The sequence below is a fragment of the Clostridium cellulovorans 743B genome, from assembly GCF_000145275.1.
GTDB classification, from domain to species: domain Bacteria; phylum Bacillota; class Clostridia; order Clostridiales; family Clostridiaceae; genus Clostridium_K; species Clostridium_K cellulovorans.
Map to the genome: position 1 here is coordinate 565,383 of NC_014393.1, position 17,199 is coordinate 582,581.

Here is a 17,199-nt window from a genome sequence, read left to right on the forward strand (position 1 = left end):
GTATAATTTCTAAATTTAGCATATGAGGTGGGGAAGATGAAGGTATTTAAAGATAAAGTAGCAATAATAACTGGAGCAGCTAGTGGAATTGGCTCAGCTATAGCAGAACGTTGTGCTTATGAAGGAATGAAAGTTGTTTTGGCAGATATTGATGAAGGAGCATTAAGAAACACTGAAAAAGTAATTAAATCTATTGGGGTAGAAACTTTATCTGTAAGGTGTGATGTATCAAAAGAAAATGATATTCGAGTACTAGCTGAAAAAACCTTGGAAGCCTTTGGAGAAGTATGCTTGCTGTTTAATAATGCTGGTGTAGCTACAGGGACTCTCTTATGGGAAAATACTACTGCTGATTGGCAATGGGTTCTCGGGGTGAATCTATGGGGATTAATTAATTCTACAAAAACATTTGTTCCAATTATGCTTAAACAAAATAAGGAGTGTCACATAGTTAATGTAGCATCAATTGCAGGATTTACAGCATGCCCTGGAAACGGGATATATAGCGTATCAAAACACGCAATAGTTAACTTTTCTGAGACATTATATTATGAAATGAAATTAGCTAATGCTCCAATTGATGTATCTGTTGTTTGTCCTGGCTTTGTAAATACTCAGCTTATGAATTCTGAGCGAAATCGCCCTAGTGATTTAATGAATTCTTTAGATAGTACGAGCTATGGACCACAAAAGCAGATGTTTGAAAAAATATTTCATGATGGAGTGCTAAGTGGAATATCACCTGAACAGGTTGTAGAAGAGATTTTTCAAGCAATCCCAAATAAAAAATTTTATATTTTAACACATAAAGAAAGCAAGGATTTAATAAGAAAGCGAATGGAAGATATTTTAAATGAAAATAATCCTACTATTTATTTTTAATTGATAGGTGTAAGTCAGTTTAACTAGTACAACAAGTTATCATATGACTTTATTATTGAGATGTTAGGTAGATTGATATTTGCAAAATTATTAACGGATTAATGAAAGATATGAAGTACAGTTAATTTAAAAAATATGGGGAGGTAATTAATTTGAAGAAGATAATTATAATTGGAGCAGGAATTAGTGGGCTTTCTGCTGGATGTTATGGTCAAATGAAGGGATATGAGACAGAAATATTCGAGCTTCAGGGTACAGTAGGTGGTTTGTGTACTACTTGGAATAGGAAAGGTTATTTGATAGATGGATGTATAGATTGGTTAATTGGAATAAATCCAGACAATTATTTGTATGATTCTTGGAAGGAACTTGGTGTCTTCGAGGGTGATGGTTTTATCCAACATGATTATTCTATGCAGGTAGAAGATGGATTGGGGAAAAAGCTTATTTTATATAGTGATATAAACAAGCTAGAAGAACATTTGCTTCAGTTGTCGCCTATAGATGAGCCGTTAATTAAAGAATTGTCAGAAGCTATAAGAATATCAGCATTTTCTAGTAAAACTGTAAAGCCTGTGTTTAATAAAAAATTTGCTACTATGTCTTTATATGATTTTCTTCAGCAGTTTAAGGATAGATTTTTAAGAGAAGCCTTAGGGGTCACTTTAATTCCTTTACAACCAAAGGAATACCCAGTTGGAACATTTATTTTTAGGCATTCTTTTTATAACCGAAAGGATGCTAGTTGGTCTATTGGTGGTTCTCTTGCCTTTGCACAAAGAATTGAAAATAAGTACAAGGCATTAGGTGGAAAAATAAATTATAGAGTAGAAGTACAGGAAGTTATAGTTAAAGATAATAAAGCTGTAGGCGTAAGATTAGCTGATGGTTCTGAACATTATGCTGACTATGTCATTTCAACAATAGATGGTTATAAAACTGTTTTTGATTTGCTCAAGGGTAAGTATTTAAATGATGAAATTAAGCAGCTTTTCAACGAGGAAAAAGATTTACCTAGTTCAATGCAAATATCTTTGGGAATCCATTGCGATTTATCGGAAGAACCTCATAACATAGTATTGAAATTAAAGGAGCCCTTTGTGGTTGGCGACAAAATTAATTCTTATCTATATTTAAAGCAATTTTCTTTTGATAAGTTAATGTGTAAACCGGGGAAATCTGTGATAACTTCAATTATTGAAACTGATTATGAATATTGGGACGACCTTCATAAGGATATTTATAAGTATAACTTAGAAAAGGAAAGGCTTTGCGAAATATTTATAAAAATAATTGAAGAAAGATTTCCACAGGTGAAAGGAAAAATCGAAGTTACTGATGTTGCTACGCCAGTAACTTATAATAGATATACTGGAGTTTGGAAAGGTTCGTATTTGGGATGGTGGAACATGTCTGCTACTACTCTTCCAGCTGTTTTACCAGGTCTTGAAAATTTCTATATTGCTGGACAATGGGCAGAAGCTTTAGGCGGGCTTCCAATCAGTATGATGACAGGAAAAGGAGTTATCACAAAAATAAGCGAAATTTAAGTTTAGTTATAGTATTTCAAAAATTAAGGAGTATAGTTTTTATATTTCATTGGAGATATATGTATTTTTACGATAAAGGATACAGAGATTAGTATTCTCTGTATTTTTAGTGGGTATTTTTGAAATGTGAAGTAATAATTTATAAAATGTAAATTTTACTGGAAATGATGTCGTTTTATAGGTTATAATATTAGGACATAAAACTGCTTTTGGTACTTTTTATCAGAAGCAGTTTTGGTTATTAGAAATAAGCTTTTATAAAAATAAAATATACTCAAATACACATACAAAAGGAGGCGCACATAATGATTCATTTAGAGGAAGTTTCAAGAGAGTTTAAAAGCTACAAAAAAGAACCAGGCTTTAAAGGTGCTGTTAAAGCTCTCTTTTCAAAGGAAACTGTAGTGAAAACAGCTGTTGATAAAGTTAGTTTTCATATTGCTGAGGGGGAAATGGTTGGCTATATAGGTGCCAATGGTGCTGGAAAGTCTACAACTATAAAAATTATGACAGGAATTCTTGTACCAACAAGTGGCAAATGTACAGTAGCTGGAGTTGTTCCTTATGAAAACAGACAAAAGAATGCTGAGAAAATTGGCGTTGTATTTGGTCAAAGAACTCAACTTTGGTGGGACCTTCCCCTTACAGAGACCTATTCTATATTAAAGGAAATATATAACGTCTCCGATGAAGATTTCAAAGAGAGAATGGAATTCTTAAATAAAGTATTAGATTTAGATGAGTTTATTAATTCAGCAGTAAGAACTTTATCTTTAGGACAAAGGATGAGAGCAGATTTAGCAGCATCATTACTTCATAATCCTAAGGTGCTTTTCTTGGACGAGCCTACTATAGGTCTAGATGTAGTAGTAAAAGAAAACATGAGAAAAGCAATAAAGGAAATCAATCAAAAATATAAAACCACTGTAATTCTTACAACTCATGATTTGACTGATATCGAAGAACTTTGTGATAGGATAATTATTATAGATAAAGGAAAGAAAATTTACGACGGAAGTATTGAGAAGATAAAAAGAGAATATGGAAATAAGCGTATTCTTGAAATGTATGTTAAAAATATAAAAGAAACTTCAGAAATTGATGTTGCTAAGGAATTTAAGCTTTCAGCTGAGGAATGTAAAACATGGACAAATGATAATAGCATTTTAGTAGAGTTTGATAAAAATAAAATAAATATGCCTGAGATTGTGGCTTATGTTATGTCAAAGGTTCAAATAGTAGATATGAAGATAAAAGAAACGGACATTGAGGATATTGTAAAGATGATTTATGGTCATGAGGTGAAGCTATGAATCCAATAAAAAAAATAGTGAAGACATATATACCTTTCACCAAAGTTACTATTCAAAGGATGATGGCTTACAGGGTTAATTTTTTTCTCCGTATTTTAATAGATGTATTTAGAATGTTCATAGTGTATTATCTATGGAAGGCTATTTTTATGAATTCTGAAAATCCTGTTTTGAGTGGTTTCACTGCTGATCAGATGATTATTTATATATTTATAAGCCTTATTACTGCACGCATAATAGATAACAACATAGATGTTGGTATAGGGTTTGAGGTAAAAGAAGGAATTATAGCTATGAATTTAATAAAGCCTTTAAATTATAAGCTAACATTATTTTTTAATACCCTAGGGGGAGTTTTCTTTAATGTTTTTGTTATTTCTATACCAATGTGGATAGGAATCGTAGTGATTAGATTTACAACTTTAGGAGAGTTACCACCTAATATAACAACTATCTTTTGTTATGTTGTTAGCGCATTATTAGGATTTATTATAATGTTTCTATTCAATTTTTGTTTTGGATTATTATCATTTTATGTTACAAACCTGTGGGGAATAGTAAACCTAAAGGGTGCTTCTATAATGTTCTTATCGGGACAATTGATTCCGCTGGTTTTCTTTCCAGAATGGTTTCAGAAGTTATTGCAGTTTATTCCCTTTGGATCAGTAAACTATGTGCCTGTTATGATATATTTACAAAAGATAAATGGCAGTGCTCTGGTGAAAGCTCTTATAATTCAAATGGTTTGGGTTTTTGTATTGTGGTTTTTAAGTGTAGCATTTTGGAATAAAGCTGTAAAAAGATTAGTAGTACTTGGAGGTTAAAAATGTTAAGAAGATACTCACGATTATATATAAAATTTGTTTCACAGTATTTTAAGTCCCTAATGGAATATAAAATTGATTTTCTTGTAGGGTGCTTGGGTTTCTTCGTAGCCCAAGCTTCTGGGATAGTTTTTATTTATTTGGTTTTTCAAAACATTCCAGATTTAAATGGTTGGGACTTCTACCAGATTGTTTTTATCTATGCTTTTGCACAGCTACCAAGAGGAATAGATCATCTATTCACTGATAATCTTTGGATTTTAGGTGGATGGGTAATACTTAGAGGGGAGCTTGACAAGTATCTTTTAAGACCAATAAACCCATTATTTCATTTCTTAGCTGAGAAGTTTCAGCTAGAAGCTTTGGGGGAATTGGTTATTGGTATAATTCTTATGGTTATAGCAGGTAATAAACTAAACTTACATTTGAATGCTTTAGATATTATTCTATTTATAATACTTGTTTTCGCAGGAGCTTTAATTTATACAGCTATTAAGCTTTTTGCCGCTTCGTTATCTTTTTGGATAAAGAATAGCCAGTCCTTACTTAACTTTATCTATAATGTAAGTGATTTTGCAAAATATCCTTTAAGTATATATTCACTATCAATTAAAATTATTTTAATATTGATAGTATCTTTTGCATTTACTGCATATTTTCCAGCAGCGTATTTTGTAAACAAAGAAAGCTTTGTCACAGGGGTTTTAGGAACAGTAGCTGCATCAATAATTTCTTTTACAATTGCATATTTCACTTGGATAAAGGGTATGAAAAACTATGAAGGTGCTGGCAACTAGATTGCCGGCACTTTTTAATATAACGATATATAGATATAACATGCTACAAATCCATTTCACAAAGATGTTATTGAGTAATATATAATACTTGGTTCAAAATAAGTAAATACAAAAAAAGTTTCATGTTAATTATTGACACAGGTAGGTTACAGGTGTAAACTATAGATGGGGTTACACTTGTAAACTGGAATCAAAGGTTACAGTTGTAACTGGTAAGGAGGATATGTATGAATAAATTAGTTTCAAAGATAACAGATTCTGAACTTGAGGTTATGCGTGTATTATGGAAAGCTGGCAACGAACTTCCTATTGCTGAAATAAGAAGAGTTTTAGAAGAAATGAGTAATTGGGACACATCTACAATAAAAACTTTACTTCGAAGACTTTGTGAAAAAGGTGTAGTATCAGTTAATAAAAGAGAAGTATTTTACTATAGTCCATTAGTTAGCGAGACAGAGTACAATGAATACGTCACACAAAGTTTAATTGATAGGTTATATTATGGTAGTGCAAAAAAACTTGTGGCATCTCTATTAGGAAGCAAGAAATTAAGGGATTCTGACATAGAGGAGTTACGTACTTTATTTAAGGTAGGTAATGAAGATGAGTGACTGGATTAAATTATTATTATCAATGTCTTTATCAGGTAGCATCCTTGCAATAGTAATATTTGCTATCAAACCTTTTACAAAACATAAGATTTCAAAGTCTATACAATATTATATATGGCTTGTGGTTTTGCTAAGATTAATAGTTCCATTCTCCTTTGAAGGAAGTATTATGAATAATGTATTTTATGGAGAACAAACGATTGAATCAGCAATATCTGAAAATAGCAGTTTGCCAGTAAAAGTGCAAAATGAAATAAATCCATCTATAATCACTACGGATCAAGATTCTCAAGTTAATACTGAATATAAAGAAACATACAATGATGAGAATAATTATGGAAGACAATTTTTGAGTGTATTTAATGAGGTTGCTTTATATATTTGGATACTGGGAACTGTAATATCTATAATAGTAACTTTGAAAGGATATTTTTGGTTCAACAAAGTGTTAAGATATGCAAATAAGCCAGCTACTGATGAAGAAAATAAAATTTTGCTAGAGGTATCATGTGGTAAAAGCAACATAAGATTGGCACGTAATAAGTTTATAAAAACCCCAATGGCTTTAGGGATTTTTAGACCTTGTATCATAATTCCAGATGATGATTTTGATGAAAATCAAATTAGAAATATATTACTTCATGAGGTTTCACATTTAAATCGTTTTGATATAACAATAAAATGGTTGACAATGATAGTTACATCAATTCACTGGTTTAATCCACTTATGTATTTTATAAAGAAGGAAATTAATAAAGCCTGTGAGTTAGCTTGTGATGAGAATGTTATTAAAGGACTAAACTCACAAGAGAAACAAGCTTATGGAGATACATTAATTGCTGTAGTTGCAGAGAGTAAATATCCACTTAGTATATTACAAGCTACCATGTGTGAAGAAAAGAGGAGTTTGAAGGAAAGATTAGTGGCTATTATGAATTATAGTAAAAAGTCAAAAGTAACAAAATTCTTTTCAGTAGTTTTGCTATTGAGTTTCATATCAGCTTCAATATGTTTAGGTGTAGGAGTTGGAAGTAACAAATATAGTATAAAGAACTTATTTGTTAGTACAAAAGTAGTTGAATTTAAAGATGTTAATAAGGGAGAATATGATTTAGAAGAGATCTCCAAATATAAGACACCATATGTTGGAGATTTCAGTAAGGTTTTCGCTATAGTAAATCAGTTGATTATACCTGATAATGCTTATACTCAAAGATATATATCACTAGAAACAGAAAAGACTCCATATGGGATTACTATATTTTATCAAACAAAAGAAGAAAAGCCTGATTTTAGTCCATCCATGCTAAGTAATCCTAATAGTGATTTCAATTGTAATTTAAGAAAGAATGCTTTAATCTTATTTTCTATGATTGGTAATGTTGATACAATAACTTTTTCATTTTGTGATTCACCTTATTCTGGAGAATTAGATAAATCAAAATATAATTGTGAAACTATATTTTCTAGGCAACAGGTTTTAAAGGATTATTATAATTTTGATTCGATTAAAGAGGATATAGGTTTACTTAAGGAAGCTTTAGAAAATACAAAAAAGAATTATACATTAAGTAAGTTAGAATCTTAATCTTAACTATCTTCATAGGTTAAGAATAAGAAATCATTGATAAGATAATAATAAGTTCAATTTGATAGAGAGTTTAACTTACTAAATTTATTTGTTAGAAAATCTAGGATTTCAATGTTGGTGAATAATTAAATATTGGATAATAAAGAATCAGTATGAGAAACAGCCTTATCTATCTGGAGGATTATCAATGAAAATATTAAGAATGCTATTTATATTAATTGTAAGTTTATTATTGATTATTATGCAAACAAGTAATGCTAAAAATAATATATTTGCTAGTGAAAATATAAAAATAGCCAATGTTGCAGTAGTAATGAATGATTTTCAACATCCACAAATGTTGTTTATTAAACAAGGGCTTACAGATATCCAAAACGAGAATCGAGATAAAGTGAACTTTATTTTCTATGATGGTAAAGGAAATTTAGCTATACAAACGGAAATAATAAATTCGTTGATTTCAAATTCCAATATTGATCTTATGGTAATTGGACTAATTAATCCACAAAGTGATGTAGTAGAAGATATTATTCGTAAAGCTGATTTACGAAACATGCCAATAATCATGAATGATGTTAATCCTGAAACAGCATTAAAGCTTTCTAAGGGTTATAGTAAAGTTATATTTCTTAAAGGAAAATCAGAAGAAGTGGGGATTCTTCAGGGGAAAATTCTTGTTGATGAATGGAATAATAAAGGTATGGATAAAAATAAGGATAACATATTGCAATATGTTATGTTAAAAGGAGAAACTAACAATCCAGTTGCAAACGTTAGAGAAAAGTATTCTGTTTCAACAATTAATGAAGCAGGAATAAAAACACAACAGCTTGCACTAAGAGTTGTTAATTGGAATAAAGAAATAGCTAAACAGGCTATTGAAGCATTATTGCTTAAATATGATGGTAATATTGAGGCAATAATTGCAAATGATGATACTATAGCAATAGGGGCTATTGAAGCTTTGCAAAAGTATGGTTACAATAAAGGAAATAAATCAAAATATATTGATGTTGTTGGAGCTACTGGATTACAAGAAGTCAAAGATTTAATTGATAAAGGATTTATGACTGGTACTGCTATTATTAATTACGAGGCTCAAGCTGAAGCAGTTTATAAAATTGCAATGAACTTACTTAACAATGAGAGTCCTATAAAAGATACAAATTATACAATTAGTGATGGGTTTGTTGTACTTACAGTAGATTATTTTCCATACACAAAGAAAAATAATATTTCATCATGAAAAGTATAATTTAATGTTTTGGTTAGTTCTTTATAGAAATAAGCTATAGCAGACAAAGTGAAAAAATTGAGGTAGTAAGTTAAGAAAAGTGTTGACAAGTATATAGAATGAGCATAAAATTAGTTTAAATTATAATATAAAAGCTTTGAAGAGAAAGAGTAAAATTAGCAGCGTTTTAAAGAGAGTTCCCGGGTGGTGAGAGGGGCAAAATTAGTTGATTTGAATACATCTCCGAGCTTCACTCCGAAAGATAACAACCAGTAGGCAGTTGACGTTTTCTGCACACGTTATAGTGCTAGAGTATAACCCAAAACAAGTTTTTTGGAGTACTTGAAGAGTTTGTTATTGTGAGGTAACAATAAATTAAGGTGGTAACACGTAAGTAATGCTTTCGTCCTTTTATAGGGATGGAAGCTTTTTATTTTACCTAAAAATACTTTTGAGCAGTATTCCCACGCTTTTAGATAACTATAATGGCGCCAATAGTTATTTAGGAAACTCATTAATAAGAAACTAGTTGTAGGTAGAATAACATTATTTTATCACTGATAGTAGGCAACAAGTTGATTTATAAGTTTTTTTATGTAGCCTAAATTTAAGAAGTTTATATAGGAAAAATATTTTAGAAGCTATGAGAGTATTTGGTAATATATCTTTGGTTATATACATCAATATGATTAAGGTGGTCCTATGTCAAGATTTAGTACAAGTTAAAATGAGAAGTTTATCCTCATCTTAACTCGCCAATAGCATTCCTTCCTTTTTTGCTTTTTCATACAGCTTTTCAAAATCATCTGGCGACATATAGTCGCAATGACTGTGAATACGTTGTGTATTATAGAAGGCTTCAATATATTCGAATACTAGACGATATGATTGTCTGTAATTACAGATTTTGAATCTATTCAACCATTCTCTTTTGATTAAGGAATGAAAGGATTCGATGCAAGCATTATCCCATGGAAAGGCTTTCTTAGAATAGCTTAGTTGCATTGTTTCAGTAGCTTTTCGGTATTCATTTGAAACGTATTGACTTCCTCGATCACTATGCAAGATAAGTGGTTGCTCAGTATTTCGTCTTGCTTTGGCTTTGTTTATTGTTTCTATTACACATGCTGCTTCCAGAGTTTTTGAAAGCGTCCATGCGATGATTTTCCTTGAATATAAATCCATAATGCTGGTTAGATAAACAAACCTTTCTGTTGTCCAAATATAAGTGATATCACTACACCAGACGGCATTTGGGCGTTCAGGGTTAAATTGTTCATCAAGAATATTTTGAAGTTCATTACTGAAATCAGAATCTTTGGTTGTTACTGTCCAAGGTTTGATCCATTGAGCCTTGATTCCTAGTTCTTTCATATACTTGCCAACAGTACGCTGAGAAATGATTTCTCCATCTTGTTGTAGCTTTTTTGCAATTTTGGGTGCACCATAGTTTTGTTTGGAATCATCGTAAATATCCTTAATTTTTACTTTAACAGCCTCCTTACGTTTTTGCGTATCAGAAGGCATATGTTTCTGCCATGCACGATAACCAGACCGTGAAACACCCAATATTTTCAGCATTCCAGAGACGGAAACCTGGCGGTTTTCTTTCATGGCAGCTTCCGTCTTTTCAGAAACTTCTAGGTAAAGAGCTTCTGTTATTTTCCCAGAATGCTGATGGCTTTTTTTAATACATCAAGAGCATCCTGAGTATCACGTAATTCACGTTTTAAACGAGCAATTTCTTTTGCCTCATCGGAAGAATAATTGCCAGATCCACGACTTTCTATATCGCCAGTTTCTCGCAGTTCTTTCTGCCATCTGGAAAGAGTTTGCTGACTAATGCCAAGATTCTTAGCACACCCCACTAGTCCTAATTCTTTGTGATCTTGATAATATTGAATTGCATCAATCTTAAACTGTTTGTCTAAATGTTTTGCCATAATGAGATCCTCCTTGGATACAATACCAGTATTGTATCATATTTTTTCTATATAGGATTTTCTCATTTTAATTTGTACTATTTAGATTCTAGCACCAAGGAATATTAAGAATTCAGTTTTTTAAGTTTATTAAGTTGATAAGGAGAATGTAGATATGGTTAATATAGATGAACAAATTAAGATAATTATGAAAGGTGTAGATGAAATAATAGGTTTGGATTCTTTAAAAGAAAAGATTGAGAAGGCTAATGAAAATGGTAAGCCTTTGATTGTAAAGCTTGGACTTGATCCAAGTGCTCCAGATATACATTTAGGACATACAGTAGTTCTTAGAAAGATGAAGCAATTACAGGACTTAGGACACAAGGTAATTGTAATTATCGGAGATTTTACAGGAAAGATAGGAGACCCAACAGGCAAGACAAAGGGAAGAAAAGCACTTACTACAGAGCAGGTTTTAGAAAATGCTAGAACCTATGAAACACAAATATTTAAAGTGCTAGATAAAGACAAAACTGAAGTTAGATTTAATAGTGAATGGTTATCACAATTGTCTTTTGAAGAGACTATTAAGCTTGCAGCAACAATGACTGTGGCAAGAATGCTTGAAAGGGAAGAATTTAAAAAAAGATACGAAAACCAAGTACCAATATCAGTGCATGAATTTTTTTACCCATTGATGCAAGGCTATGACTCTGTAGCTATACATGCAGATATTGAGCTTGGTGGAACAGATCAAAGATTTAATGTACTAATGGGAAGGATGCTTCAAAAAGAATACGGACAAGAGCCACAAACAACGATTTTTATGCCGTTACTTGAAGGTCTTGATGGTAAAGAAAAAATGAGTAAGAGTCTTGGAAATTACATTGGAATTGATGAAAAAGCTGAGGTTATGTATGAAAAAGCTATGACAGTTCCTGATAATTTGATAATTAAATACTTTAATTTAGTTACAGATATGCATCCAGATAAAGTTAAGGAACTAGAAAGTACTTTAAGAGATGAAAAAGTTAATCCAAGAGATATAAAGATGAGATTAGCAAAAGAAATCGTTAGGCTATACCATGGAGAAAAAGAAGCTGAAAAGGCTGAAGAAAGATTTATGCTGATATTTCAAAAGGGAAAAATTCCTACAGATATAGAAACTGTTAATGTTTCAGAAAATAATTTTGATATTGGTGAAATTCTTGTATCAGAGAAGTTCGTGGCAAGTAAAAGTGACCTTAGAAGATTGATTGACCAAGGTGGGGTGAAAATAAATAATAATATATTAAAAGATTTAGCAGAAATTAAAATAGAAAAAGAAATGATTGTTCAGGTTGGAAAGAAAAAATTTATTCACATAAGCATTGCTTAAATGTGATATGAATCTGTAAATAGGGGGCTATTTTTTATAAGATAGTATAAGACTGCAACGAAATAAAAAAAAGTTGCAGTCTTTTTCTTGACTCTCACAGTGTGGTAGGGTTTACAATAAAATTACAATCCGGATTGTAAGTGGGAGAATGATAAAGATGTTTAAAATAGGTGATTTTTCAAGATTAACAAGGGTTTCTGTAAGAATGCTTAGGCATTACGATGAGCTAGGAATTTTAAAGCCAGAAGCTACGGATGATTTTACAGGTTATAGATTTTATTCTATTGAGCAGATACCCAAGGTCAATAGAATTCAAGTTTTAAGAGAGATGGGTTTTTCATTGTCAGAGATTAGTGGGTTAATGGAACAAGATTTAGGTTCAAAGCAACTACTTAGTCTTTTAGACAATAGAAAACGTGCAATATCAGAAACCATAGAAAAAGAACAAGAGAAATTGTTAAGGGTTGAAAATTTAATTAAGTTTATTCACAGGGAGGATTCTAGAATGAATTATGATATTACGATAAAAAGTATACCTTCATATAAAGTTATTGCGGTAAGAGATATAATACCGACTTATGAAGGAGAAGGAAAGTTATGGGATGAATTATGTGCTTTTGCTGGAAAAAATAATATAAAAGCTATCGGACCTTCTTATGCTATATATTATGATACGGGATATAAAGAAAGTGATGTTGATGTGGAAGTAGTTATGACTATAAGTGGAGATATAGCTGAAACAGTCAGAGTTAAAGTTAAGGAACTTGAAGCTGTAGATGAAATGGCAGTGGTGTTTCATAAAGGACATTTCCACGAAATGACCTCAGCTTATCGTGCACTTGCTATATGGTTATCAGCTAACGAATATGAGATGAACGGACCAATCAGGGCGATTTATCATAAGGGGCCATGGAGTGAGCAAAATCCAGAGGAATATTTAACAGAGATTCAAGCGCCAGTTGTCAAAAAGAAATAGATAGAAACTATAAGTCAGATATATAGGGTGATTCCATATACCTGACTTATTTATATGCAATATTGATTTTAGAAAGGAAAGTAATAGAAGGCTTCGTTTAAATAGATTATACTAAAAAAGATAGGTACTGAAACTATTAGGAAAGGCTGATCAGATCAAAAAATAGTTATATTAAATAAAGAAACAATTTGAGAGGTTAATAATTATGGAGAGTTTAACGAAAAACAAGCAAACAAGAGAAACAATTAAAAGTATGGTGGAAAAAGCATTTGATGGAGTAAGCATATTGAAAGTTGAAGAATTGAAGGAAGGATTTTTTAATGTTGCATATTCACTAGAACTTTCTGATGGGAGAGAAGTGATATTAAAGATAGCTCCGCCTAAAGATTCAATTATAATGACTCATGAAAAGAACATAATGTATAGCGAAGTGAAATCTATGAAGATGATTGCTGAAAACACAGACGTTCCAGTAGCTAATATAATTTATTATGATGATACTCATACATTATGTGAGTCAGATTACTTTTTTATGAATAAGCTTTCAGGTAAAAGTTATAGTACGATTATGAACGAACTTACTGATGAAGAAAAGAGAAAAATTGATTATCAAATAGGAAAATTGAATGCCAAAATAAATAGCATAACTGGTAATAAGTTTGGGTATTATGGACAACCTGAAAAGCAAGGTTATAAGTGGTTTGAAACTTTTGTAACTATTATGAAAGATGCAATAGAAGATGCAAACTCTATGGATATTGAACTTGGAGTAGAGGCAAAGTTTATCTTAGATTTGCTAGAGAAAGATAAAGAATATTTTGATGAAGTAAAAATTCCGAAGTTTATTCATTGGGACTTATGGGCAGGGAATATCTTTATTGAAAATGGTGCTGTTACGGGACTTATTGATTTTGAAAGATGTCTATGGGCTGATGAGCTAATGGAGGTTGGATTTAGAACCTATGGATATAATGAAAATTTCTTTTCTGGCTATGGAATAGATGAACTTACAGAAAGTCAAAAGGTCAGAGCTAAGTGGTACGATATGTATTTGTTTTTAATTGTAACTTTAGAATGTGATTATAGACATTATGGAGATAGAGGTGCATATCAGTGGGGAACAGATATGACGAGAGAATGGGTAAAAGATAATTATAATCATCGTACCCATGACTAGTAGAGTAATAGTATATTTCAGAAAAATAGAAAAGTCTAAATAATGCTACTGATGGCTGAAAAGTTAAGGAAAGTTATGCATGTATTTACTAATATTATAATGAATTAGTATATGCGCATATAATTGTATTAGAGTGAAATGGTTGTATTGTAAATAAGAACCAAAGTAAAATGATTAGCGATAGCTATTAATACAATAAACTTGAGAAATTTTATGAAAACTCATTATTTTATTACCAATATAATTCTATGCGAAAAGTTAGGAGGCTAATAAAATGTTAAAAAAAGCGCTTTTAAGTGTTTTCATGGGTGCAGCAGTGTTACTAGGCTCTATTGCCCCGCAAACAATCACAACAACGGCAGCAACAGCACGACAAATGGAAAATTTAGACCGTGGCGTAGTTGCTGTAAAAGTAAGTAACGGAGTTTTTGTAAGCTGGCGTGTGCTAGGTACTGAAGCAACAAATGTATCTTATAACCTTTATCGCGATTCAGTAAAGGTAGCTAATATTACGGGGGCTAGCAACTATATTGATGCGTCAGGTACAACAACTTCAAAATACTCGGTAAGTGCCGTTGTTAATGGTGTAGAACAATCAAAATCAACTGCTGTAAGTGTTTTAGGAAATAACTACATGCAACTTCCACTACAAATCCCAGCAGGTGGAAAAACTCCTGATGGAGTGGCTTATACGTACAATGCAAATGATTGTAGCGTAGGTGATTTAGATGGTGATGGACAATATGAAATCGTTTTGAAATGGGATCCATCAAACTCAAAAGATAACTCTCAAAAAGGTTATACAGGTAATGTATTCCTTGACGCTTATGAAATGAATGGAACTCGCCTATGGAGAATAGACCTAGGTAAAAATATCCGTGCCGGTGCACATTATACTCAATTCATGGTATATGACTTAAATGGTGATGGAAAAGCTGAAGTAGCTTGTAAAACATCTGATGGTACAAAGGATGGAGTTGGAACTGTCATTGGAAATGCCAGTGCAGATTATCGTAATTCCTCAGGTTACATATTATCTGGACCAGAATACTTAACTATTTTCCAAGGAAGTAATGGTAAAGCTCTTAATACAATAAATTATGAGCCTGGCAGAGGAAACGTTTCTAGTTGGGGAGATTCTTATGGTAACCGTGTAGATCGTTTCTTAGGCTGTATCGCTTATCTAGATGGTGTACATCCAAGCCTTGTTATGTGTCGTGGATATTATACACGTGCAGTACTTGTTGCTTATGACTGGAATGGTTCAACTCTTACAAAACGTTGGACTTTCGATAGTAATACTAGTGGAAATTCAGGTTATGCTGGACAAGGTAACCATAACCTTAGTGTAGCAGACGTTGATAGTGATGGAAAAGACGAAATAATCTATGGTGGTTGTACTATAGATGACAGCGGTAAAGGTTTATATACTACTGGTTTAAGACATGGTGACGCATTACATGTAAGTGATTTAGATCCAAGTCGTCCTGGTCTTGAAGTTTGGAGTTGTCACGAAGATACTAGTGGTAATGGTGGTATTGGAGGATCTTTCCGTGATGCAAAAACAGGACAAGTGTTATGGAGTTTTAAAGCAGCTAATGATACTGGAAGAGCTTGCTCAGCTGACGTTACAGCAGCTTATCCTGGAGAAGAAGTATGGGCTTCTGGTTCATCACTTTATAGTAGCAAAGGAGAAAATATAGGTAATAGGCCTGGTCCTGTTAACTTCGCTATTTGGTGGGATGGAGACGAACTTCGTGAACTTCTAGATGATACTACTATTTCTAAGTATGGTGGCGGAAACTTACTTTCTGTCAGCGACTGTGATTCAAATAATACTACAAAAGCTACTCCATGTTTACAAGCAGATATCCTTGGTGATTGGCGTGAAGAAGTAATCTGGAGAACAACTGACAATAAATATCTACGTATTTATACAACTACAGCTACTACAAGCCGTCGTATTTACACTTTAATGCATGACCCTGTATATCGTATGGGAGTTGCTTGGCAAAATGTTGCTTATAATCAACCACCTCACACTGGTTTCTTCCTTGGAAGTGGTATGTCAACACCTCCTACACCAGCTATATATTTAGCAGGTGCTGTGGCACCAGTACCAATACCAGAGCCAATTCCCGATGGACAACATATAAAAACTTTAACAGTAAAGGATACAGATAATGCTGCTGATTGGTCAATTCAATCAAATTTACAGGTTGGAGACATTGTCTATGGGGATCGTACAAATAAATTTAGTGTAATTCCAAGCAAGCTTTTAGGAGCAGAATGGATAAGAACAGCTTGTGATTCTAAATTATACACATCAGATTTAGCAGCATTTACAACGAAATCAGATGTTTCAGTTTATGTAGGGTTAGATGCAAGAATTACAAGTATCCCATCATGGATAAGTAGTTGGATAAATACTGGTGAAGTGTTAACAAATGATTCAGCTGTTACTTTTAATCTTTATAAAAAGGACTTCTCCGCAAATTCCAATGTAGTTCTTGGAACCAATGGAGCTTCAAGTAGTTCAGTGAATTACACTGTCATCGTTGTTCCAAATACTGCTCCAACCCTTATATATGGAGATGTAAATGGGGATGGAGTTGCAAATGCCATAGATTATGCTGTTATGAAAAAATATCTTTTAGGTACAATCACCTCGATGCCTTCAGCAAATTGGCAGAAGGTTGGGGATTTAAATTCAGATGGTGTAATTAACGCTATTGATTATGCATACTTTAAGAAATACTTATTAGGTTCAATAACTAAACTTCCAGTTTCTTAAGCTAATGGTATAGCCCTCTAAATAAACAACAAGAAGTTGTTAGTTAGCGGGCTATATTTTTTTGTAAAAAATTCAGTTTTATTAGTGAGTCTAATATTCGTATTAAGAGCTAGTAGATTAATAGTATTGACCTAAGTCAGCTAAAAG

The 17,199-nt window shown here is 32.2% G+C and carries 14 protein-coding genes and 1 other annotated feature; of the genes, 12 read left to right on the forward strand and 2 right to left on the reverse strand.

The features are described 5' to 3' along the window. Positions 1-36: 36 nt before the first annotated feature. From CLOCEL_RS02380 to CLOCEL_RS02415, 8 genes are all read left to right on the forward strand, one after another. On the forward strand, positions 37-882 hold the full coding sequence (locus CLOCEL_RS02380; protein ID WP_010075001.1) for an SDR family NAD(P)-dependent oxidoreductase: 846 nt from the start codon (positions 37-39) through the stop codon (positions 880-882). A gap of 152 nt (positions 883-1,034) precedes the next feature. Further along, positions 1,035-2,432, forward strand: coding sequence for a phytoene desaturase family protein (locus tag CLOCEL_RS02385; RefSeq protein ID WP_010075000.1), 1,398 nt, complete (start codon positions 1,035-1,037; stop codon positions 2,430-2,432). Positions 2,433-2,737: 305 nt separating this feature from the next. Then, positions 2,738-3,745, forward strand: coding sequence for an ABC transporter ATP-binding protein (locus CLOCEL_RS02390; protein ID WP_010074999.1), 1,008 nt, complete (start codon positions 2,738-2,740; stop codon positions 3,743-3,745). Then, positions 3,742-4,569, forward strand: a complete 828-nt coding sequence (locus CLOCEL_RS02395; RefSeq protein WP_010074998.1) for an ABC transporter permease — start codon at positions 3,742-3,744, stop codon at positions 4,567-4,569. Before CLOCEL_RS02390 ends, CLOCEL_RS02395 begins: the two co-directional genes overlap by 4 nt. 2 nt (positions 4,570-4,571) lie before the next feature. Beyond that, positions 4,572-5,366, forward strand: coding sequence for an ABC transporter permease (locus CLOCEL_RS02400; protein ID WP_010074997.1), 795 nt, complete (start codon positions 4,572-4,574; stop codon positions 5,364-5,366). A 227-nt stretch (positions 5,367-5,593) separates the two neighbouring features. Beyond that, positions 5,594-5,977, forward strand: coding sequence for a BlaI/MecI/CopY family transcriptional regulator (locus tag CLOCEL_RS02405; RefSeq protein ID WP_010074996.1), 384 nt, complete (start codon positions 5,594-5,596; stop codon positions 5,975-5,977). Then, positions 5,970-7,565 (forward strand): M56 family metallopeptidase, encoded by a 1,596-nt coding sequence (locus tag CLOCEL_RS02410; RefSeq protein WP_010074995.1) that lies wholly within the window; start codon positions 5,970-5,972, stop codon positions 7,563-7,565. Before CLOCEL_RS02405 ends, CLOCEL_RS02410 begins: the two co-directional genes overlap by 8 nt. 190 nt (positions 7,566-7,755) lie before the next feature. Further along, positions 7,756-8,814, forward strand: coding sequence for a substrate-binding domain-containing protein (locus tag CLOCEL_RS02415; protein WP_010074994.1), 1,059 nt, complete (start codon positions 7,756-7,758; stop codon positions 8,812-8,814). 136 nt (positions 8,815-8,950) lie between these two features. Continuing rightward, positions 8,951-9,216 (forward strand) — a binding site (T-box leader). 333 nt (positions 9,217-9,549) lie between these two features. Here the strand turns inward: CLOCEL_RS02415 and CLOCEL_RS02420 are convergent. Then, entirely contained in the window at positions 9,550-10,494 is a 945-nt protein-coding gene (locus CLOCEL_RS02420; protein WP_341271458.1) for an IS3 family transposase, read from the reverse strand. After that, the gene (locus CLOCEL_RS02425) at positions 10,461-10,745 is read right to left on the reverse strand and encodes a transposase (protein ID WP_013291592.1); all 285 of its coding nucleotides are present in this window, start codon (positions 10,743-10,745) and stop codon (positions 10,461-10,463) included. Before CLOCEL_RS02425 ends, CLOCEL_RS02420 begins: the two co-directional genes overlap by 34 nt. A gap of 154 nt (positions 10,746-10,899) precedes the next feature. On the opposite strand from CLOCEL_RS02425, the gene tyrS reads away from it, so the two are divergent. The 4 genes from tyrS to CLOCEL_RS02445 all read left to right on the forward strand — a co-directional run bounded on the left by tyrS (position 10,900) and on the right by CLOCEL_RS02445 (position 17,052). After that, positions 10,900-12,105 (forward strand): tyrosine--tRNA ligase, encoded by a 1,206-nt coding sequence (gene tyrS / locus CLOCEL_RS02430; protein WP_010074993.1) that lies wholly within the window; start codon positions 10,900-10,902, stop codon positions 12,103-12,105. A 157-nt stretch (positions 12,106-12,262) separates the two neighbouring features. After that, entirely contained in the window at positions 12,263-13,081 is an 819-nt protein-coding gene (locus CLOCEL_RS02435) for a MerR family transcriptional regulator (RefSeq protein ID WP_010074992.1), read from the forward strand. Between the two features lie 205 nt (positions 13,082-13,286). Next, entirely contained in the window at positions 13,287-14,258 is a 972-nt protein-coding gene (locus CLOCEL_RS02440; RefSeq protein WP_010074991.1) for a phosphotransferase family protein, read from the forward strand. Positions 14,259-14,532: 274 nt separating this feature from the next. Next, positions 14,533-17,052, forward strand: coding sequence for a rhamnogalacturonan lyase family protein (locus tag CLOCEL_RS02445; RefSeq protein ID WP_013291593.1), 2,520 nt, complete (start codon positions 14,533-14,535; stop codon positions 17,050-17,052). The last annotated feature ends 147 nt before the right edge of the window (positions 17,053-17,199 follow it).